Origin of the sequence: Paenibacillus chibensis (assembly GCF_004001045.1) — a bacterium.
GTDB lineage: Bacteria > Bacillota > Bacilli > Paenibacillales > Paenibacillaceae > Paenibacillus_AQ > Paenibacillus_AQ chibensis.
Genome location: NZ_BIMK01000009.1, coordinates 62896 through 83474 on the forward strand (window position 1 = coordinate 62896; position 20579 = coordinate 83474).

The 20579-nt window shown below is 50.5% G+C and carries 17 protein-coding genes and 1 pseudogene; 5 read left to right on the top strand and 13 right to left on the bottom strand.

The features are described from left to right. Complete coding sequence (locus PCH05_RS08950) at positions 1–1233, top strand: MFS transporter (protein ID WP_127602041.1); 1233 nt, start codon at positions 1–3, stop codon at positions 1231–1233. Between the two features lie 174 nt (positions 1234–1407). Here PCH05_RS08950 and PCH05_RS08960 read toward each other — a convergent pair whose 3' ends face one another. Together PCH05_RS08960 and PCH05_RS08965 are read right to left on the bottom strand one after the other, a co-directional pair. Beyond that, a complete protein-coding gene (locus PCH05_RS08960; RefSeq protein WP_127602042.1) occupies positions 1408–2379 on the bottom strand; it encodes an acetamidase/formamidase family protein in 972 nt (323 codons plus the stop codon). A 55-nt stretch (positions 2380–2434) separates the two neighbouring features. Further along, a complete protein-coding gene (locus PCH05_RS08965) occupies positions 2435–3487 on the bottom strand; it encodes an ATP synthase beta subunit C-terminal domain-containing protein (RefSeq protein WP_127602043.1) in 1053 nt (350 codons plus the stop codon). A gap of 790 nt (positions 3488–4277) precedes the next feature. Here PCH05_RS08965 and PCH05_RS08975 point away from each other — a divergent pair. Together PCH05_RS08975 and PCH05_RS08980 are read left to right on the top strand one after the other, a co-directional pair. Further along, positions 4278–4979, top strand: a complete 702-nt coding sequence (locus PCH05_RS08975; RefSeq protein WP_127602045.1) for a G1 family glutamic endopeptidase — start codon at positions 4278–4280, stop codon at positions 4977–4979. 90 nt (positions 4980–5069) lie between these two features. Continuing rightward, on the top strand, positions 5070–5345 hold the full coding sequence (locus PCH05_RS08980; RefSeq protein ID WP_127602046.1) for a hypothetical protein: 276 nt from the start codon (positions 5070–5072) through the stop codon (positions 5343–5345). A gap of 86 nt (positions 5346–5431) precedes the next feature. Here the strand turns inward: PCH05_RS08980 and PCH05_RS27630 are convergent. From PCH05_RS27630 to PCH05_RS09005, 6 genes and pseudogenes are all read right to left on the bottom strand, one after another. Continuing rightward, positions 5432–5632, bottom strand: a pseudogene (locus tag PCH05_RS27630) (helix-turn-helix domain-containing protein); the annotation flags it as partial. Between the two features lie 12 nt (positions 5633–5644). Further along, positions 5645–7027: a response regulator gene (locus PCH05_RS08985; protein WP_246049424.1), complete on the bottom strand. Its 1383-nt coding sequence runs from the start codon at positions 7025–7027 to the stop codon at positions 5645–5647. Positions 7028–7049: 22 nt separating this feature from the next. Continuing rightward, the gene (locus PCH05_RS08990; protein WP_127602047.1) at positions 7050–8795 is read right to left on the bottom strand and encodes a sensor histidine kinase; all 1746 of its coding nucleotides are present in this window, start codon (positions 8793–8795) and stop codon (positions 7050–7052) included. Positions 8796–8964: 169 nt separating this feature from the next. Beyond that, entirely contained in the window at positions 8965–10485 is a 1521-nt protein-coding gene (locus PCH05_RS08995; protein ID WP_127602048.1) for an ABC transporter substrate-binding protein, read from the bottom strand. A 90-nt stretch (positions 10486–10575) separates the two neighbouring features. After that, entirely contained in the window at positions 10576–11472 is an 897-nt protein-coding gene (locus tag PCH05_RS09000; RefSeq protein WP_127602049.1) for a carbohydrate ABC transporter permease, read from the bottom strand. Positions 11473–11493: 21 nt separating this feature from the next. Then, entirely contained in the window at positions 11494–12420 is a 927-nt protein-coding gene (locus tag PCH05_RS09005; RefSeq protein ID WP_127602050.1) for an ABC transporter permease, read from the bottom strand. A gap of 231 nt (positions 12421–12651) precedes the next feature. Here PCH05_RS09005 and PCH05_RS09010 point away from each other — a divergent pair, with 231 nt between their 5' ends. Then, positions 12652–13482 carry an alkaline phosphatase family protein gene (locus PCH05_RS09010; RefSeq protein WP_127602051.1) on the top strand — a complete coding sequence of 277 codons (831 nt, stop codon included), beginning with the start codon at positions 12652–12654 and terminating at the stop codon, positions 13480–13482. 15 nt (positions 13483–13497) lie between these two features. After that, complete coding sequence (locus tag PCH05_RS09015; protein WP_127602052.1) at positions 13498–14451, top strand: metallophosphoesterase family protein; 954 nt, start codon at positions 13498–13500, stop codon at positions 14449–14451. Between the two features lie 33 nt (positions 14452–14484). Here the strand turns inward: PCH05_RS09015 and PCH05_RS09020 are convergent, their stop codons facing one another. The 5 genes from PCH05_RS09020 to PCH05_RS09040 form a co-directional block, all read right to left on the bottom strand. Beyond that, entirely contained in the window at positions 14485–14949 is a 465-nt protein-coding gene (locus PCH05_RS09020) for a GNAT family N-acetyltransferase (RefSeq protein WP_127602053.1), read from the bottom strand. 121 nt (positions 14950–15070) lie between these two features. Next, on the bottom strand, positions 15071–15823 hold the full coding sequence (locus tag PCH05_RS09025; protein ID WP_127602054.1) for an SDR family NAD(P)-dependent oxidoreductase: 753 nt from the start codon (positions 15821–15823) through the stop codon (positions 15071–15073). 73 nt (positions 15824–15896) lie between these two features. Then, complete coding sequence (locus PCH05_RS09030) at positions 15897–16367, bottom strand: MarR family winged helix-turn-helix transcriptional regulator (protein ID WP_127602055.1); 471 nt, start codon at positions 16365–16367, stop codon at positions 15897–15899. 233 nt (positions 16368–16600) lie between these two features. After that, on the bottom strand, positions 16601–17992 hold the full coding sequence (locus PCH05_RS09035) for an MATE family efflux transporter (protein ID WP_127602056.1): 1392 nt from the start codon (positions 17990–17992) through the stop codon (positions 16601–16603). A 170-nt stretch (positions 17993–18162) separates the two neighbouring features. Then, positions 18163–20322, bottom strand: a complete 2160-nt coding sequence (locus tag PCH05_RS09040; protein ID WP_164766589.1) for an alginate lyase family protein — start codon at positions 20320–20322, stop codon at positions 18163–18165. Positions 20323–20579: the final 257 nt, after the last annotated feature.

The window sequence follows — 20579 nt, forward strand, 5'->3', positions numbered from 1 at the left end:
ATGATGATCAGCAACTTCAACACGGCAAAGCAGCCGTCCGCTCTCAGGAACGGAGGCTTTCTGATTCTTCTGGTCACGGGAGGGATCATGGCTATGGGCAATAAAATATACGAGCTCGCGCTGCCGTTGATATTGTACGATATGACGCAATCATCCGTGGTGATGTCCACGATGCGGGGAATCGAGTTTTTGCCCAATTTGCTGCTGGCCATGTTCATCGGCGTCTGGGTGGATCGGGCGAACAAGAAAAAATGGTCTCTCATTGCCATCGGAATGCAGGCGGTGATTTTGTTCGTTCTATATTTCTCCTTGTCACGGGGGTATGCATCCACGCCCCTTTTCTATGGGGCGGGCTTCCTGCTTATGACCTTCGGGTATGCCTATTCCAACGCCCGTGTGGCGATGGTGAAGCATTCCCTTCCCGCTCCGCTGCTCACCTCCGCGAATGCCTCGTATAATTTCGTGGTGACGTTCGTCGGCATTTTGGGACCTGCGCTCAGCGGGATGCTCCTCATGCTGCCGAACATGCATACCGCATTGTTGCTCACCGCGTCCGCGTTTCTGGTCGCATGGATCACCCTTTCTGCACTCCGATCACAAGAGGAGAGCCCCGTACACATGCGCAGCGGATTTTGGAAGGAGCTTCGCGATGGGTGGCAGGAACTGCGATCGAACCGCCTGCTGCTCACGATTACCATTGTCGTCGTCTTTTTGAACAGCTCGGCCGGTATGGTCGATACGACACTCATCTTTTTTGCCAAAGACGCTCTCGCTTTTTCCAATGCGCAGCTGGGTCTGGTGCTGTCTGCCGCAGGCCTCGGAGGACTTGTGGGAAGCCTGCTCATCGGCCTGCTAAAACGCCGGTTCACCGTGGGCCAGCTGATTTCATGGACCGTATTAGGTCTCGGGCTTTGCAGCGTCTTGTTCTCTCTTTCCCGGACGGGGTGGATGCTCTTTCTTGGGCTGTTCCTCCTCGGTGTGCTTGAGACGGTGAATACCGTTAGCATCTGGACGTTTCGCCAGGAATCCACGCCCCACCATTTGATCGGACGGGTCAGCGGCATCACAGGTTCCTTGTTCAAGCTGGGACTTCCGTTTGCAATCATGGCGGCCGGCTGGATGACGAAGCTGTCGAGCCCGCAGACCGTATTTTGGATTGCGGCAGGGATGAATCTCGTAATTTTTGCCGGATGCTTGCTCAGCCCGATGCGAACCAAGCGAACCGAAGCATAAGAAGACAGCCGGGAACCTGGAGCATTAAAAAGGAGCCGATTGGCTCCTTCACTCAAAGATGGGTTCAGTATGTTCTCAATGCATCCAGCATCAGCTTCCAAAAGGCTTCGACGTCAAGCTCCCCCCCCCCGAACTTGGCATTCACTTTTCTGCCGCTGCTCCCATAGAGATCGATCATAGCCGTTCCCGCCGTAAACTCGCTTTCGTATCGACCTTAAGCGCCCCATGGGGCAGGCAAGCGTGGACGCCTTTGACGCCGTTCACGATTTGAGTCACGCGAATATCGATCACCGAGCTGCCGAGAGCCATCGCTTCAACCCGATTCAGGCCGTACAGCTCACCCATCAGATTCAGCATGCCGTCCAAAGCCTGGACAGTCGCCTCGTTCAAATCCTCATGGAAGCCGAACGTGATCCATCCGGCCGGCGTATTCGCGCGCGGACGGATGAGGGACATGCCCGGCAGCAGATCCACCGTAATCTCCACTTCGTCCATCGGACATTCGATCGCTTGGCAGCTTGCTTCTCCGTCGCCTTGCGCGGCATGGCCGTCTCCGATGGCAAAATACGCACCATCAACGGGGACAGGCAGATAGAGCGTGCTGCCGCTTACCAGCTCCTTGCAGTCGATGTTGCCTCCACACCAGCGCGGCGGCCATGTCGAATGAATGCCCGTTGATTCCGGTGGCATGCCGATCACGCCCATAAAGGGACTCAGTTTTACGGAAAAATCCCGGTCCCTAATACGCGTGCTTCCCGTCATGGCTTCAGGGTCCAGCGTCCAGTCCAATACGAGTTCATCGAAATCGGTCAAATGCAGCTGACGATTCTGCCAGTTGGGATAATGTCCCGCCGCCGTAAAGCCGTAGCGCCCCGGAATGATCCGGTTGAACGTAATCGCAAGCGTCATCCCCCGTTTGGCATGCTCCATGCAGAAAGGGCCGATTAGCGCATGTCCGCCATCAAGCTGCTCTCTTCTCGCATAAGGCTTGAATCTGTCTGGATAGGTTACGCCCTGGCCCCAGGCCGCGTCCGGCGTTTGGAACCGAATAATATCCCCTGATGCAATCGTGGCGAGCGGAGAAACCTCCGTCGTGAAACATCCGATCAAGCTGTTCTGCGACAATCGAATCTCATGAACTGCCATGGAATACGCCTCCATTCAAATGATTTTGGATACCTATGCCGCTTTACACGGCTTCTTAAATATCCTTGATACGCCCTGCAAAGGTTAATGCATCCACCGGGATATGGTCGGCTCCGCCATTCACGATTTTACCTACGTCTTCCAGCGTTTCCGGAAGGGAAATCCATTCGGCTTTTTTGCCGGTATAAGGCTCTGCAATATAAAAAGGCTGCGACAGATACGCCTCCAATCGTTCTCCGCGACGGTACATGATTTTTTCGGATTCCGGAAGCTTGTCGATTCCGCGGAAAAGAACCAGGGGTCTCAGCTCACGATAACGGCGCATGAGCTTTCTCGTCTGCTGCTGAACCCGTACATGCGGAGGCTCCAGCTGCGCGCCTTCCAGGATCACCGAAGTGGAGGCAACCGGATCTATGGCCGGAAACAAGCCCCTAGTCGTCAGCTCCGCATCAAACCGGAGAAAGGTATCCAGCGGACCGTAAGGAGTCTCGTCGTCGACGGCATCCCCCGTAATATCTACCAGAATCGTCGTGATCGACCGAGAGTTGGAAGCGTCCAGCCCTTCCAGCAGTTCATCGAACTCTCCGGATAACACCACGGAACGGTCTGCAGCCAGCACAATCTCTTCTTTCCCCGGAATTTCATACAGCTTCTGTAATACTTCTTCCGAAGATCGGCAGACATAATCCGCTTCCTGAAGCACCTCGCCGGTTCCGGCTCCATCTTCCGCCGGCTTCCAAAAGATCGATGTATAGCCCTGTTTCTTAAGACGATGCAGAAGCTCTGCCAGCAGGACCATCTGGCCGGTTCCCGGCCTTGCGACAAGCCCGGTTCTTCCTCCTTTGATGACGGGTGCCAATAAGTCCAGCGCTTTGATTCCCGTTTCAATCATGCCTGCAAGGCTCCCGCGGATAATCAGTTCATCCATGGTGCATCCCGCCAGCGAAGCCAACAGCGCAAGCGTCCTTACCTCTGCCCGTCCGATAGGAATTTTACCCGTGCACAGATTGGATACCGTGGCCGGGCGCAGTCCGGCTGAGCGGGCAGCCACCGTCAAATTCGGCACTCTGGTACGCAGTAGAGATACATTCAAATGAAGTTCATCCATTTTATCCCACCTCCCGTGTTGCTTTATATAGTAATTCATTTACTTATAGAAGTAAATACTGGAAATCATAAAAATAAAAAAAAGCGGTTTATAAGCCGCTTTTTTGTCCATCCTTGGTAATACGTTTTATCCTGCTGCTATAGTTCCATTTATCTACCGGAAATTTTTTTGAGGAGTTGGATCTTGTACCGTCTGAATCCGGACTCATGCTTTACGTGATAGAGTCCAATCAGTTCTAGCGCAATCCCTATGCCATAACCCAGTCCGACCAGAAAATCAGGCAATTGAACCGAATAGAGATGACAAAAAAACAAAAAAGCGATGATAACCGTCCCCGCCCCAAACGTTATACCCCGTCTCAACATCAAACCATCTCCTTTATTTAATCCATTACTTATCGCAAGGGCATAACTCATGGTCCTCCATACCAAATAAAGCTTACGACGACTTGAAGGCACTCATGACCCTCATATGGTTCATCCCGCTTACAGCTCTACTGACGTTTAAATACGAGTCTTAACAAACCAATGATCCCCAAAATTACTATCGCAAAAGGAATCAATACGATTCCAAAACTCGCCCAATTGATCGACATTTTCTAAACATTACCCCCTGTATTCGTAAATCCGTGCTCGTAACATGCGTTTCATATATTTAACGGCAGAGACACCCAAAAGTTACATCCTGTTTCAATGGATAAAAACAAGCTTTTCTCGGCATCCATTACCCCACTCGTCCCTCCTATCACCGCATATGATAGGTTAACGAACTTGATAGGTGGTGGAATACGATGTCGAATTTTCATAGTGTGTGCAAGCGGGATACCTCCGGTCGCCCTCAGCTGAACAGCCTGGGATGGATCTCCGCCAATTGGAGCGGCTACGCGGTATCGGGTCGTTCCAAATCCTTCAGGCGGATATCCGCGACTTGGCATGTCCCGTTTGTACGTCCCAGCTCGAAGCCAACGTACTCTTCAGCCTGGATCGGCATCGACGGCTTCGGGAATACCAGTCTGATCCAGACGGGAACCGGCCAAGATTATATCAATGGCAAGGCACACTATTATGCCTGGTGGGAAATTCTGCCCCAAGCCATGACGTTGATCCCGCTTCCGGTGCATCCAGGTGATCAGATCCATGCGGTCATTACCAAAATCAAAAGCTCCACATGGCTTATCTATATGAAGAACGCAACGCAAAAATGGACGTTTCGGACCATTAAGCGATATAACGGCCCTCAGTCTAGCGCCGAATGGATCGTTGAGGCACCCCAAGTTGGCTCGTTCATCTCCAGAATGGCGCGCCTCACGCCCGTGACGTTTACCTGCTGCCGCTTGAATGGCAGCAGCCCCCATCTGACGACCCATGAGCGAGGAATCATGCTTCAGGGAGAAAGCGCGACCTCCGTGCCCGGTAATCCGAATCCTGCCGGCGATGCATTTACTGTGACGAGTGCCAGAGCATCGGCAAAAAAAGCAAGAAAACAAAGATAAGCATAACTTTGCATAGGAACCAAGCGTTTATAAGAGTAAATATCTCTTTACCAATGAAGAGAGATTAGAGGTGCGCTAGTGGTTTACTGGGTGTTTAAAGATGCAAATCCGATGCTGCTCGTCCTCATCATCTGTCCCTTGTTATCGCTGGCATTCGGAGCCGCCGGAGCCTGGCTCCGACATCGTATGCGCTACGGTCTATGTATTTCCTTCCTGCTTCCTTTGCTTTTTATCGCCGTCAATCTGCCGACACTGGCCGGAAATATCGATTCCTGGCTTATGTATGGCCTTTTCTATGTCTCGATTAGTTATTTTGCTTATAAAATCACATCCCGAATCGATATACGCCTCAAGCAGCCGAAATGAAGCATGTGGAAAAGCAGCTCATATGACCACATTTCCTCCCATATCACAAAGCCGGCCTACGTAAATGTAAGCCGGCTTCTTCTTGTCTAACCCGATTGCTGCCTAAACTGCTGCGGCGAGGCCTGATACACCTTCCTGAACATTTTGGAGAAATGGGAGAAATTATGGTAGCCGAAGGTTTTGGCCACATCCGAAATCGGAATGGACGAGCTCGTAATCAGATCCTTGGCCAGTGACATACGAACATGCAGAATGTAATCGGTGATCGATTCCCCCACCTCCCGTTTGAATAAGCGAGACTAGTATGCGGGATTAAGATGCACGTAACTTGCCAGCTGCTCTCTCGTAATCGGTTCATTCAAGTGCTCCGTGATATAGTATTGAACGCGCTGGATCACCGAATGATTGCGGTGCAGCTGATCATGTATGATCCGGATCATCTGAAGCGCGGTGATCTCTAGCTGCTCGAGGTTGCGCGGCTGAGCGCTGAGCAGAATGCCCTCTTGATCCTGGAACAACTCAAAGGCTGATAGACCGTTCTTATGAAGAATATAGTGTACCATCTGCATGAACTCTTGATGAAATCCCTCCAGTTCGCTCACCGAAAGCCCCTGCATCTGTCCGAGCTCGGACAAGCGGGTGCGTACTTCCCGCTGCAGCTCCTCCAGCTTGCCCTGCTCCATTAGGATGGTCCATGTGGATATACGCGGAATCATCGTTTTTATGGATGTCGTCCCCATGGAAGCCAGCGTATACACCTGATTGGATTTGTTCAGGTTATTGTATTCGATCTCCAGCAGCTGCCGGTAAGTGTCCGCCATCTCAAGCAATGTGGAGCTTTCCCCGATATAGCACGACAGGTTGCAGCCGAAATATTTGTGGCATCCTTGTATGTATTTCTCACAGCGCGCAAGCAGCTCCGGAAAAAAGGTTGTTGGTTCATCATTGTCGTCACCGATAATAATAACGACGTTCACACCTTGCTTGGTTTGTATGACTTCCCCTTTTCCTGCCGGCAAAAGCATTTCGGATGCCGCCTTTCGGACGGCATATTCCATCATATCTTCATCCTTTGTGCTAAACTCCCGCTGCCAGGACTCCACGCTGACCATCACAGGCAGGAATACGGAATTCTCCAGTCCTGCCAGCTCATGCTCTTCCAGGATTCTTGCGATATTATCCGGCGTGCAGAGGATTCTGCCCGATAGCAAATCGTTCCAGAATTTATCGGTGATAAGCGACTTTTTCTTGCGCCACATGTCGTAATAAGGCTTGTATTGGTCTCTCAGGCTGAGCAGCTCGCGTTCCTGTTTGATCGATTTGAGCGCTTTCCCGATCGTATCCTGAAGCACGTCGAATTCGATTGGTTTGAGCAAATAATCAAAACCATCGAGCTGGATGGCACGCTTCATGAAGTCAAACGCCGAGTGTGCCGTCAAAAAAATCGTCTCCGTGCCTGGGGAGATTTCATTCACCCTTTCCAGCAGCTCGATTCCCGTTCCTTTGGGCATCTCGATGTCACAGATCATAATATCAATCGCCGTTTGCTCAAAAACCTTCAGCGCGTCCCGCATGTTGTATGCCTCGTACACTTCGGTCACCTGCAAATCCTGCCAATTCACGCCGCTGCGGATTCCCATGACCGCATAAATTTCATCGTCTACAATCAGTGCCTTATACATGCGACTACCCCCGTTTTGATCATCAATACGAAGTAAATTGTTCTACGGTTCGGAAAGGAAGAACGATGGTAACCCTCGCCCCGGCATCCGGAGCGTTATCAAACGAAAGAGACGTGCTCTGACCGAAAATATGCTTTAAACGGTACTTCACGTTGGATATCCCCAGATGCTCTCCATTTTGATGTTCCAGATCATCTCCGGATTGGAGCTGCTGAAGCATTTCCGCGGAAAATCCGTTGCCGTTATCCCAGATCACGATTTTAATTCGATCTTTTCCCAGAAGACGAATCTGAATCTCAATGTGGAAGGGATGATCCATGAAATCGAAGCCGTATTTGACGGCATTCTCAATAAAAGGCTGAATGAGCAGCGGCGGAATCGCGGCGGTCTCCGCTCCTTCCTCGATTTGAATCCGGTAGGTGACGCGCTCCGGGAACCGGACCTGCTGGATTTTAATATAGCTCTCCATATGCTCCATCTCTTCCGCTACTGTAACGGCAACCTGATTCGTCTTGGTCGTGAACCGGAAATATTTCACCAGATTCATGCACATCAGCTGTATGACGCCGTAGTTTTTAATCTCGGCCAGGTTATACACGATATTGATCGAGTTCAGCAGAAAGTGGGGATTGATCTGGAGCTGCAGGTGCTTCAGCTCGGCCTTATGCGCCCGGATCTGCTCTTCGTACACGCTTATTTTCAGCTGGTGGATTTCGGAAGCCATCCCGTTAAAGGTTTCGTTAATGATCGCAAATTCCTTGGCCTTGGAGGAGTGCAGCCGCGTATTCCAGTCGCCGTGCTTGATTCTGCGCATCCCCCGCACCAGATTGTTCATCGGCTTCAAAATAATATCGTTCAGATAAACCAAATAAATGATTAATAGGATCAGTGCTCCCAGAGAAATCAAAATGATGACTCTCCGGAAGTGATACAGATTCTTCAGCATTTGGGATTCGGGCACAAAAGCGCTCAGAATCACATCGGTGCCCTGAATTTGATTCATGACTACGATATATTTGCGGTCATCCTTCCGGACAACCTGATAGACCTCATTGGATTCCGAAGCCAGATTCGCGTCCAGCCGGTGCGAGCCGATCGCGGCCGTATTCGTCATCAAGCTGCCATTCGCGCTGACGAAGCTGGCAAATCCGTTCTCCAAGTGAATGAGATCCAGCGGGATCATCAGGTTCTCCAGCTCAACGAATGCACCCAGATAAAAATCGTCCCCCGTGTCGACGAGCCGGATCAAGGCGTATTTACCCAGGCTGTATTCGATCGCCTTCCATTCCCTAAAGTATGGGCTGTCCGGATGAACATCCTTGACCAGCTTTTCGATCGTTGTTTTGATGGACTGAAGCTCGTCGTAGGATTGGGTTTTAATCGGTGTATTAAACAGATCCTGCTTCTGCACCGAATAGATAAACTGCAAATCGACGCTGTTGTCAAACCGGTGGTATCGTGTGAGCGTGTTGAGTATTCTCGCTTTCGCCAAAAAGTACTCGTCCGGGTCGTCCAGCAGCTGTGACAACGCTGCAATGTTCGGATCTTCCACCGCAATGTTGTATAAGAAATTCGTCTCTTTGTTCAGTGCCGCTTCGATTTGATGCGAATACAGAATCATCGAGTTTTTATTGGAATCAGCCACCTGTTCCCGAATCGTATTCGATGCGTAATAGTTGCTATAGAGAAGAAGCCCGACCAGCGGCACCGCGATCGTAATAAAACCGATAATAAGCTTAAAGCGAAGCGAGTGTTTGATATTCAACATATGCATCAGCGACTCCGGCTCTTTATGACATCATGCGCAGAATGAATCTATTCATGAAAGCTAGACTCTTCTACACTCTGAGTATAGTGACATCCAAGAAAAAAGGGAATCCCTCTCCCAGGACATGCAACCATAGTCCCAAGGCGGATTCCCTTCCTCCTATCACATCTTATTTCGCCTGGGATTGCGCCCATTCGGCCAGTTGCTTATCGACTTCCGCCTTCACTTTATCGAAGCCTGCCGCTTTCCGTTTTTCCTTCCACTTCGCGATAATTTTTTCCGGATCGACGGCACCTGATCTCAGCGTCGCACCGAATTCTTTTTCCACGTTCGCAATCGATGCCATTTCAGACTTCACAGGCTCCTGGTTAAAAGCAAACCCGAGTGCGATCGAATGCTCGGCTCGTTGATTGAATTTCTCGAATTCTTCCCATTTGTTCGGGTCTTCATTCGACCACAGATACGAATTGAACTGGTTGCCAAACATCCAGCCGCCCGGATTCGGATACGTTTGGTTGTCAGCGTTCACGCCTTCCGGGAAATCGATGACGTTATCGGATTTTTTCACGTAGTGCTTGCCCTCGATACCCCAATCCAGCATATTCAGCAGCGTTTTGTCGGTATAGAGCAGGTTCAGGAACATCATTGCCCGGGCAGGATCCTTCGAGGTGCGGGAAATCCCCAGCATGGCTCCCTGCGCGTCTCCCGTCGTCGTGAACGGTTCAGCCGTTTCGACCTGTACGACATCGACGCCGGAGCTCAAGCTCATCTCCTTGTCTTTGCCCGGCTTCAGCGATTGGGCAACCGCGAAAGCTTTTCCTGCCTTGATCATGTTCATGCCCTGATCAGCGTCCGAGGTGAGCACATCCTTATCAAACCAACCGTTCTGATTCCACTGATGCATGCGCTTGTAAAAATCGATGAACTTCGGATCCTCCAGCGTATCGATCGCCTTCGGCTCCTTGCTAACCCGCGGGATGGAGAGATTGGCAACGACCCCGTCGTAGTTGGCAGCTTCCCAAATATTCGTAAATTTGCTCGATACGATCGGGGTTATGCCAGGTTCATTTTCCTTGATCGTCTTGAACATCGCTTCCATGTCTTCCAGCGATTTGACCCCGTTCGTATCGAATTTGTATTTATCGACCAGCTTCTTATCGAGCAGGAAGCCGAAGCCTTGCCCGAATTCCTTCTTGGTAGGGAGCGCATACAATTTGCCCCCGATTCTTGAGCCTTTAATGAAATCATCGCCAAGAACGCCCGGAATGTCTTTGCCGTATTGCGCCATGAGATCATCGAGCTCGAGGTACTGCCCTTTGGCAACATCCTTCGGATAAGAGAACCAGCTCGCGGTAAACATCAGGTCAAAGGGTTCGTTCGAAATCTTCATCAGATTCGTCTTATCGTCCCAGGACGCCCATTCGATCGGTTTCAGTTCAATGGTTGCATTGATTTTCTCCGTCAAATATTTGCTCATTTCGTCCTGGACAAGCTGCAAATCCTTAGCCGCTGTTGCGGGATACACGAGTGTGATCTTGTAAGGCTTCAGCGCGGACTCCGATTTCCCTCCGGCGTTTCCTGACGAAGCTCCAGGTTCTGCTGCCTTTCCCGAATCCCCTTTACCGCATCCCGTCAATGCCAGCATGCCGCATAACATGATCATAAGTACCAAATGATAGGCTTTTTTCATTGTATCGCCGTTCTCCTCTCGATTATCGACTATTGATTTACGACGGAAGTTTCCTGAAAGCCCCACCTCCCCAACATGGGTGCGATATTTTCAACCTTTGACTGCACCGCTTGTAATCCCGCTGATATAGTACTTTTGAAAAAACGGGTAAGCGAACAATAAAGGAGCAATCCCCACGATCGCCAGTGCCATGCGGACGGTTTCCCGAGGCATTTTGGCCAGCAAATCCCCAACTTGGGCCGAGCTGTTGGATTTCATCAGCAAATACTGGATATTGGTGAGCGTCTTGGTCATCAAATACTGGATGTTATACAGCTCCGGCTTGTCGATGAACAGCATGCAGTTGTACCAATCGTTCCAGTAGGACAATGTATTGAACAGACCAATGGTTGCCATGATCGGCAGTGACAGCGGCACGACGATTTTGAAAAAAATCTTCAGCTCGCTCGCGCCATCAATCGTTGCCGATTCCACGACGGATTCCGGAATGGTCGAGGCAAAAAAGCTTCGCATCAGCAATACGTTAAAGGCGCTTAACAGCAGGTTCGGAATGATCATGGCGAGTATTGTATTTTTCAGGTCGAACATATTCACGTACGTGATATACCATGGCACCATACCGCCGCCGAACAGCATCGTGAAAAAGATATAAAAGGAAATTGTGCGCCGGAACGGTAAATCCGGTCGGGACAGCGGATACGCGAACAAGGCGGTAATCAGCAGGCTTATAACCGTTCCGACGAGTGTCGTGATGATGGTCACGCCATAGGCTTTGGCGATCTCCGAAAAATCGTTGAACAGAAAATGATAGGCCGCGAAGCTGATCTGACTCGGGAACAAGGAATATCCCTTCTGCAATATGGAATCCTCGCTCGATATCGATACCATAAAGACCAGAATGAACGGAACCAGGGACACGATCGTAAATGCCCAGAAGAACATGTGGATCAAAGCCGAACCGATCCTGCTTTTTGTGTTTAAAGCCATCTCCAGTGTACCTCCCCTCTGTTAAAATAAAGCATCGCGTTTATTAATGCGCCGGACGGCCGCATTCGCGACCAGAATCAGCACGAAGCATACGACCGATTGATAGAAGCCGGCCGCCGTGGACATGCCGATATCCCCTGACTGAATCATGGCCCGATATACGAACGTATCGATCGTATTCGTCGTCGGAATCAGCGCGCCCGTATTCATCGGCACCTGATAGAAGAGTCCAAAGTCCGAACGGAGGATTCCGCTGACCGCGAGCAGCGTCATCGTCGTGATGACCGGCAGGATCAGCGGTATGGTGATCCGCGTCATCTGCTTCCATTTGCTGGCGCCGTCGATCGTTGCGGCTTCATAATACTCTTTATCGATACCGATAATGGAAGCGAAATAGATGATCGACAGGTAGCCGACGTTTTTCCAGGCGTTGACGATGACGAGGATGTACGGCCAATATTTCGGCTCTCCATACCAGGATATCGCTTCCGCTCCGAACCATTTGGTCAGCAATCTGTTGATAAGACCGCTGTCCACATTCAAAAAGCTGTATACCAGATAGGCCACGACAACCATCGAGATGATATGCGGCAGCAGGAATGTGCTTTGATAGAAACGGCTGATCACCTTGTCCTTGATTTCATTAATCAGCAGCGCCACCAGCACGGCCATGACCAGGTTCAGCACGATAAACACGAAATTGTAGAGAAAAGTATTCCGTGTGATGATATAGGCATCCTGAGAATTGAACAGGAATTTGAAGTTGTCGAGTCCGGCCCAAGCGCTTCCCCAAATGCCGTCGACGTAATTATAGTTTTTAAAAGCCAGAATCACGCCGTACATCGGGATGTAATTGTTGATGAACAAGTAGACGATTCCCGGCAGTGTCATCAGCAGCAGCCACTTATACTTTTTCAAGCTCTTCTTCAAATTCGGCAATGTTTTCATGCTCCAGCCCCTTCGTATCCTGTCATGTAAACCTTTACAATCCCAATTCTATAACGTGGTCCCTAATGTCAACCACTAACTTGATGACTTCTTAATAACACGATGATGACTTCTTGTACGCAGCTAGCTCGTAACGATTGACAGCCGGGATGAGACTCTTTATGCTAGGGGCGTAATAACGCTTTCATATAAAGCGCTGAAAATCGTAAGCATCTGGGGAGGTTTTAGGAGATGAGCAACAGGGAACGGAACATTGAGCGGGTATTTATTCTTGGCATGGACGGGGCCGGCAGCTTTATTCAAGACACGGATACCCCGAATATCGATGCATTTCTACAAAAAGGAGCGGTGACCTATGCCGCGCAGGCACAGTCGCCGACCATCAGCGCGGAATGCTGGGGCTCCGTCCTGCACGGCGTCGTTCCGGAAAAGCATGAATTGAACAATGATAAGGCCGCTTCGCAGCCTTACCCTTCCGATTCGCCGTATCCTTCCGTTTTCCGTCTTGCACGAGAGGCTTGGCCGGAAGCGAAGCTGGCAGCCTTTTCGGGCTGGACGCCGATTAACGACGGAATTATTGAGGAAGGAATCGGCATACATAAGGAATCCATGCCCGATGCCGAGCTGGTTAAGTCGATTCAAGCGTATCTGCAGGCTAACCGCGATGTGAAGCTGCTGTTCATGCAGCTCGACGAGCCGGACGGATCCGGCCACAAATATGGGTACGGCCCGGATTCATCCGAATATTTGAAAGCCATTTCCCGTAATGATGAGCTGTTTGGTCTCGTTCTGGGATCGATTGAAGAGCTGGGGTTATTGGAAGACAGTCTCGTGATTCTGCTCACCGACCATGGCGGCGGCGGGGATCATAAATACAGCCACGGCAGCGAACATCCGATGGACAAAAACGTGTTCTGGGGATGCGTAGGACCCGGCATCGCAGCCGGAAAGGAGCTGCCGAAGCTCTTTATCGTAGACACGGCAGCCGTGGCGGCCTATGCTCTTGGGCTGAAACAGCCTGACAGCTGGGATGCGAAAGTACCTGCGGGATTGTTCGGGTAAGGAGCTGAGAACAACATGAGAAAATCACTTCATTTCAATGCGGATGGAACCTTCAAAATCGTCCAATTTACGGATACGGAATTTTGCGAGCCGGATCGGGAAGAAATGCAAATGAAGGTAATGATGCGGAGAATTTTGGAGACGGAGAAGCCGGATCTGGTCGTGTATACGGGAGACGTGATCGCGAGCAATAAAAGCCCGAATCCCATCCAGGCTTTCCGGGACGCCGTATCCGTGCCGGAGGAGCTGCACATTCCATGGACTGCCGTATTCGGCAACCATGATTCCGAAGCGGCCGATATGACCCGGGAACAGCTTCATAATCTGCAGCTGTCGCATCGGTACTGTTACGCACAGCCCGACCCGCCAAACGTACACGGGGCAGGCAACTATGCACTGGAAATTCTGGATCGCCAGCAGCAGCCGGCCGCTGCGCTGTATTTTCTGGATTCGGGAAGCTACTCGCCGCTGGAGCATCTTCGGGTGGGCTTCTACGACTGGATTCGCCGCAGCCAAATCGCCTGGTATACCGAAACCTCCTATCGCTTGACTACTCAAAACGGCGGCTCGCCCCTGCCTGCATTGGGTTTCTTTCATATCCCGCTGCCGGAATACCATGATATCTGGGATTTTTCAGTCTGCTACGGCCAAAAGCTGGATACAACCATCTGCGCGCCGTGGATCAATACCGGCTTCTTCGCGGCTATGGTTGAAATGGGCGATATCATGGGAACCTTCGTCGGTCATGACCATGCGAATGATTTCTGGGGGACGTTGCATGGCATACGTCTCTGTTATGGGCGCACAACCCGGAACGCTTATCTGGATCAGCCTTTTGCAACAGGCGCAAGAATTATCAAGCTTACCGAAGGCGTGCGCAGTTTCGATACGTGGCTGCACCTTGAAGACGGAACGATCGTTCATGAACAGCCTGAGCATCAACCCGAAGGGCGCCGCCTGCGGAGCTGAATCTGAAGCTGACGCTTGGCGGATTGCCGATTTTCAGCCAAATGCGTCCATGTCCAGCTCCATGACTAATCCTGGGACGGCTCCCTCCTCATCGGTCTGTCCGTTCAGCCGAAAGCCCATGGATTCGTACAGCTTCTTAGCATGGGCGTTCTCCGGATGAATGCTTAAGTATATTTTGTTGCAATCATACTGCTGTTCGATATACCGGATCACCAGAAGCAAGAAACGTTTGGCATACCCTTGACCTTGATAATGCTGATCGATCATGAAACGGTCCAGCCAAGCGCTCTGATCGCGGGGATCCGGCCAGCCGTACATGGCAAAGCCGATCAGCGTCTCGTTATCGTACATGCCGACGGAGACGGCATTCTTTTCATATAGGCTTTCCGCCATGGAAAAGGCATTGGATTCAATAAAACGCTGCTGGTCTGTGCTTACGCTTAAAGCGGCCGCTGCGCGCCAATTATTTGATGTGATTTCTCTGATGTGAAGGCTCATCGTATCGCCACTCTTTTCTGCTCAAGATCATTTGCATAACAAGCAAAAAGCCATGAAACATTGCCTTGGGCATGTTCCATGGCTTTTTTTATTATGGTTAACAAAGGCTGCAATTACAACCTTAGTTGAAAATTTCTCCCCCTGCGCAGTTCACGATCGTGCCTGTCAGCATGGCAGCGCCGGTTGTCAGCGCGAAGATGACGGTATCCGCGATATCCTCGGGAGTCGCTGCGATGTTAGGACCCGTAGAGGCGGCCAGCTGCGCTCCGCGTTCTGCCGTCAAGGTTTGAACCGCTTTATTCGCGATGCCTGTTTTCATGGAGTTTGGAGCAACACCTACACAGTAGATTTTTTGATCCTGGTAGTCTTGTCCGATCGACTTGGTCAATGCGGCCAGGCCGTGCTTCGTTGCGGAATACAGGCCATTGAATGCGGTAGGCTTAAAGCTGTTGGATGACACCGTGTTCACGATACTTCCGCCGCCGTTTTCGAGCATGACAGGAATGACATATTTGAGGCCGAGGAAGGCGCCTTTCAGGTTTACGTTCATAACCCGATCATATTCTTCTAAGCTGTATTCATGCAACAGGCGCAGAGAAACCATCATACCGGCGTTGTTCACGAAATAATCGATTTTGCCGAATGTATCCACCGCTTGCTTCACATAGTTTTGCACATCGGCTTCATTCGATACATCAGCTTTGACGAATATGGCCTCGGCGCCTTTTTCTTTAACGAGAGACAACGTTTCGGCTCCGGCTTCCTCATTAAAATCCACCAGCACCAATCGATGTCCGAGCGCGGCAAGCTTAATAGCTGTCTCTCTTCCGAGCCCTGTTGCCGTACCCGTAATCACTGTGACCTTGTTTTCCATGGCGTATGACCTCTTTTCAGAATAAATGGGTGATTTAGATTGGATTAGAGTGCGCCAAAGCTATTTCAAGGATTTATCCGTTGCCACGATCGTTTGAACCCGGCGGTTGACCCTTCTCCAGCATTTGCTTCAGCTTCCGGAGCGATCGAATGAACTGATCAACCTCTTCTTCCTCCAGCGTGGCTTGTACCATGTTTCTGATGTGTCCATACAGCACGGTATAAGCCTCATCAACGGTTGCTTTGCCGGCAGGCGTAATGGTAATCACTGAGATTCGGTTATCATTCTCTTTACGCTCAACTTTTACCAATCCCTTTTCGGTGAGCTTCTTGAGCCGGTTGGAAATGGCGCTCTTGTGCACCTGGGTCATGTCCGCTAGCTGCCCCGCGGTCATGGAACCCAGTTGCTCAACAAGCTTCATCAGGCGCAGCTGCTGCGGAGAATATTCCTTCCAGAGCGGATGGTCAATCCATTTGACCATTTGCTCAGCGCCGCGCATCATGATTTCCTCAAACAGATCCGCGGATTCGATATATTTATCCATGAGTTCACCTCTAATCCAGATATAGTTTACCCCCTAAACTTTAACGGGTCAATTCTTGAAATTCCTTGAATTCTGTGTACAACTATGCAAGGTTGTTCCTACCATTTCCCCAGACTCCCCCTTCTTCTAGAAAGGGTCCAGGGTCCATCTGCTCCTGCAAGCTGCTTGCTCCTCTTTAATCGTTCCATATCAAACGGCTAAAAAGCCCGAACGAATTCGGGCTCGTGCCGTTCTTAGGTAGCCATCGTTTCCTTCGAATCCGCCGGCTTGGAATCGGTGTTGAACGTGCGAATCCATTTAAACCGGTTTACTTTCACGATCGCGACGAAGCACTTCAGAATCTGATCGCATTTGAGGCAAATGAACGTCAACAGCGGCGAAAGATCGAGCACGAATGCGCAGATCGTGGAAGCTGGCAGCACCACGAGCCACATGAAAATAAAATCATTATACAGCACGAATTTCGTATCTCCCCCGCTGCGCACGATGCCCGTCAATGCAGGCATCTGGTATGCGGTGCCCACCACGGTGATCGACAAGACGGTCATGAAATGAACCGCCAGCGTTTTGGCATCCGCGGAGATGGAATACAGGCCGGTGACATAATCCTTCGTGATAAAGAGAACCAACCCGGTCATCAACCCGATCGCAACATACAGCATCTGCATCGTCTTGCTGTACGTAATGATTTTCGAGACATGCCCTTCCCCGATGGTTTTGCCGATGATGACCGCCGTGGCGCTCGCCGAAGCGTAGGTTATCACCGTGACCAATTGAAATACGGTCGTCGCGACGCTGTTTGCGGCAATCGCCGATTCCCCCATATGCCCGAGGATCGCCGACTGGGCTCCCATCGCGCATGCCCATAAGGCATTGGCCATCAAGATCGGGGAACCGATCCGCAGAAACTGCTTGAACAGCTCTTTGTCGATTCGAAAAAAGTCCTTCAGCTTCAGCATGAGTCTCCGGTCAAAACGCTTGATGAAGGTGATCACGATCACGGTTTCGATGATTCTCGCCACCAAGGTGGCCGTCGCCGATCCGCTGACACCCATTTTCGGAAACCCAAGATGTCCGTAAATCAGTACGTAATTCAAGCATACGTTAATGATCAGCGTGGAGAGGGATACGATAAATCCGATCCGCACGATTTCCACGCTCCGCAAGGTAGCGAGCAGCACATTGGTTATGGCAAAGAACACGTAGGAAAAACAAATGATCCGTAAGTATTGCGCACCTTCTGAAATAACACGCGTCTCATTCGTGAACAAAGACATGCACGCATGAGGAAACAAAAATACGATCATCCACATCACGATACTGACCAGCAGGGCAATTCTCATCCCGATGCTTGCCGACTTTTTGATGGCTTCCATGTTTTTGGCGCCCCAGTTTCTCGAGGACAGGATGACCAGTCCTTCGGCAGCCCCCATCACCAGCATATGGAGGATGAACTGGATCTGATTGGCCAGCGCAACGCCCGAAAGCGCGGATTCACTGTACCCGCCGAGCATCAGATTATCCGACAGATTGACGCCGAGGGTAATGACATTTTGCAGCGCGATCATCAAGGTCAGCCTGAAGAAGCTTTTGTAAAATGAAGTCTCTCTAACCCATAAGCTCATCGTAAACCTTCTTCTCTCAAGTAATCTGCATTTCTGCGAGTTGTTTGCTTCTCTTCCTATGTATATTCATCGCTTTCCTTTCACAGCATACCATATTGGCTTAGAACCGTAGACTGCGATATCGCGTACAAAATGACAAAAAAATTCGGAAGAAAATACATATCCCTTAATTATTTGATGACGTAGACGATTTCTTTATCCCCGTCGCGGGCAATCCATACGACTTCGCCGAACACCTGCGTTCCGTCAACGACATAAGATTCGATGTGTCTGCCCGGTTTGCGGTGGCATACAAGAACCAAATGCTCTTCCCCGGCACGAGGATGCTGCGGATCATAAACAATCCGGACTGCCTCAGCCGTTTCATCCGCGACTTGCATGCCGGTGTATGTCATGACTTCAACCGCCTCAACCTTCGGCAAATCACCGCCATGCTCCCGCAAGGGGTAAAGCACCTGCAGCATCGATGTAAAACCCGATTGCTTGCGGCGGTACGTAACTGCCCGATTCGGCTCGATAAGGTTATATTCGGGGGATATCACGCTGTCTCGGGCTTCACAGGACATCCGCTCCGGGTGAATCGGGATAATTCCGATATTTGCCCCATCTTTTTCTTCCGTGACAGCAATGAGCCGATCCGAATCAATCCGGATATCCCCGGTTCTGAAATGAAAATGCTGTTCGAAGGTATGAACATCCTTGCACTCGAAGCTGTCGCAGATCAGCCAAAGGTCCGGTTTGATGAACAGAATTCTTCTCAGCGGCGTAACCGGATCAGGCAGGTGCTGGTAGCCCGTATGGCTCCCCTGCACATAATCGAACCCCGGTTCCGATTGCCAGAATACTTCCCTCGGCTCGGCAATTCTGCCATTCGTCCAGCTATCGATATATTCGGTAAAATCCTTTTCGTCCACCAGCGTCGTATTATGGGCGCTGCACTGTTTCAGCTCTCTGCGCAGCGGCGTATGGTCGCCGTAATTATAGCGTCCGGCATCCACAAGCAGATCACTGCCGAAGGCATGCAGCTCAAAGTGAAGCATATCCGCATGGCCATGTCCTCCTCCAAGGAAACCGCAGTGAAAATAGAGGTAGGCGTCCTGCTCAGACCAGCCGGAGCGCATGGCGAAATTGCCGGTATGCACAAAAGCCCGGGAGGTCTGCTCCGGTTCCTTCGAATCCAGCCCCTTGTATTGAGCGACCGCTTCCATTCCGAACATCCAGAGATGGTCGAAGCTGAGCTCAGGCAAGCCGCCGAATTTCAGCTCCGCATCCTCGAACAGGATGGCGCCGGTCGTCAGCGTTTCACGCAGGTCATTGTCATCGCTGTCCCCCTGCATCGGCTGGTGATGATTCGGTTTGGCCATATACAAATTGGCCTGCAGCATATTTTTGACCGTCTGAACGATGGATGAATCCGGTTCGAGCTGATTATTCCGGGCCAGAAGCAGATAGTCCATATAACAATGCAAGACTTCGCTATGATACTGCGGGGACTGTTCCCAATGCATGCCATCCTTTTGCACCTGCAGGAGTGCTGTCTCCCGGAGCCTCCGGGTGCTTTCCTCGCGCCAGTCCTCAGCCTTCTTCCAGTCGTTCAAAAATAACGAAAGCGCATGCAAGCCACGGTTCTCCAATACGCTCCAGTTGCTGATCCGCTTCCAGCCCGTGCATGGGTGCGCTGCGATGAATGCCGCATGCTCAAACAGGGATTTCAGCATTTTTAGAAATAAGTCAGTACTGAAATGAGGACTGTTCTTGATATATGAATATGTTTTGACCCAGTTCTCACTGCGAATCCCCGCATCGATGCTTCTCCATGCATGGGATTGCGCACCAGCTGCTGGAGGCACAGGATTGTAATCGATCCAGCTCTCCATTTGCCGGCATACGGTCTCCGCATATTTTTCATCACCAGTGATGGCATATGCTTGCCCAAGAGCAACCCAGTAGCGATGTCTGTTCAGCATATATGTCCATTCCGGATCTCCGGACGGCATATGATCCCACCGGATTTCTTCCCCAAAGCGTACCGATTGATTGGATCTTTCCATATCCCACGGAAAACGGAACGTAAAGATTCGGCTGGTGATCTCTTCGGCAGTCTGCATGACTAGCTTGAGCTCATTGGGACAATGCTGTTTCACGTAAGCGGCTATATCATCCTTATCCTCGTCACGAAAATACAGTTTGGGACAAGTCCTGTTTTCATAGATTTGCTTCAATGCCATCAAGGCCTCTTGCTCTCCGCATTCCCTGAGTACTTGAAGAACGGGCTGAAGATGCGTCCTATTCAAATCAATTTCCTGATGCCACAGCCATGGTTTTGCCAAAAGAAACCACTCTCCTTTCGCACGTCGATTGTAAGTTTTGAACATCCGTGTGAGCTTCGGCAATACATCGTATTTCTTCTCATCTGTATCTTCCCCATGCAATACTGGAAATCCTTGCTTGTCAACACATCAATATACATCCATTCTAAAAAAATTACTGCCTTCAAAAGTAAAAATAAGGTAACCTTATAAATATATTCTTCTTGATCACGGTAGCTTGATATCTGCTGAAATCTATTTTGTTCCCTAAAGGAGTG

Bases quoted from the DNA above. Each gene is read 5' to 3' on its own strand.
- PCH05_RS09025 (WP_127602054.1), bottom strand. From the start codon at position 15,823: ATGGAAAACAAGGTCACAGTGATTACGGGTACGGCAACAGGGCTCGGA.
- PCH05_RS08990 (WP_127602047.1), bottom strand. From the start codon at position 8,795: ATGTTGAATATCAAACACTCGCTTCGCTTTAAGCTTATTATCGGTTTT.
- PCH05_RS09010 (WP_127602051.1), top strand. From the start codon at position 12,652: ATGAGCAACAGGGAACGGAACATTGAGCGGGTATTTATTCTTGGCATG.
- PCH05_RS08985 (WP_246049424.1), bottom strand. From the start codon at position 7,027: ATGTATAAGGCACTGATTGTAGACGATGAAATTTATGCGGTCATGGGA.
- PCH05_RS08960 (WP_127602042.1), bottom strand. From the start codon at position 2,379: ATGGCAGTTCATGAGATTCGATTGTCGCAGAACAGCTTGATCGGATGT.
- PCH05_RS09020 (WP_127602053.1), bottom strand. From the start codon at position 14,949: ATGAGCCTTCACATCAGAGAAATCACATCAAATAATTGGCGCGCAGCG.
- PCH05_RS09000 (WP_127602049.1), bottom strand. From the start codon at position 11,472: ATGGCTTTAAACACAAAAAGCAGGATCGGTTCGGCTTTGATCCACATG.
- PCH05_RS09035 (WP_127602056.1), bottom strand. From the start codon at position 17,992: ATGAGCTTATGGGTTAGAGAGACTTCATTTTACAAAAGCTTCTTCAGG.
- PCH05_RS09005 (WP_127602050.1), bottom strand. From the start codon at position 12,420: ATGAAAACATTGCCGAATTTGAAGAAGAGCTTGAAAAAGTATAAGTGG.
- PCH05_RS08975 (WP_127602045.1), top strand. From the start codon at position 4,278: ATGTCGAATTTTCATAGTGTGTGCAAGCGGGATACCTCCGGTCGCCCT.
- PCH05_RS09030 (WP_127602055.1), bottom strand. From the start codon at position 16,367: ATGGATAAATATATCGAATCCGCGGATCTGTTTGAGGAAATCATGATG.
- PCH05_RS08965 (WP_127602043.1), bottom strand. From the start codon at position 3,487: ATGGATGAACTTCATTTGAATGTATCTCTACTGCGTACCAGAGTGCCG.
- PCH05_RS09015 (WP_127602052.1), top strand. From the start codon at position 13,498: ATGAGAAAATCACTTCATTTCAATGCGGATGGAACCTTCAAAATCGTC.
- PCH05_RS08950 (WP_127602041.1), top strand. From the start codon at position 1: ATGATGATCAGCAACTTCAACACGGCAAAGCAGCCGTCCGCTCTCAGG.
- PCH05_RS08995 (WP_127602048.1), bottom strand. From the start codon at position 10,485: ATGAAAAAAGCCTATCATTTGGTACTTATGATCATGTTATGCGGCATG.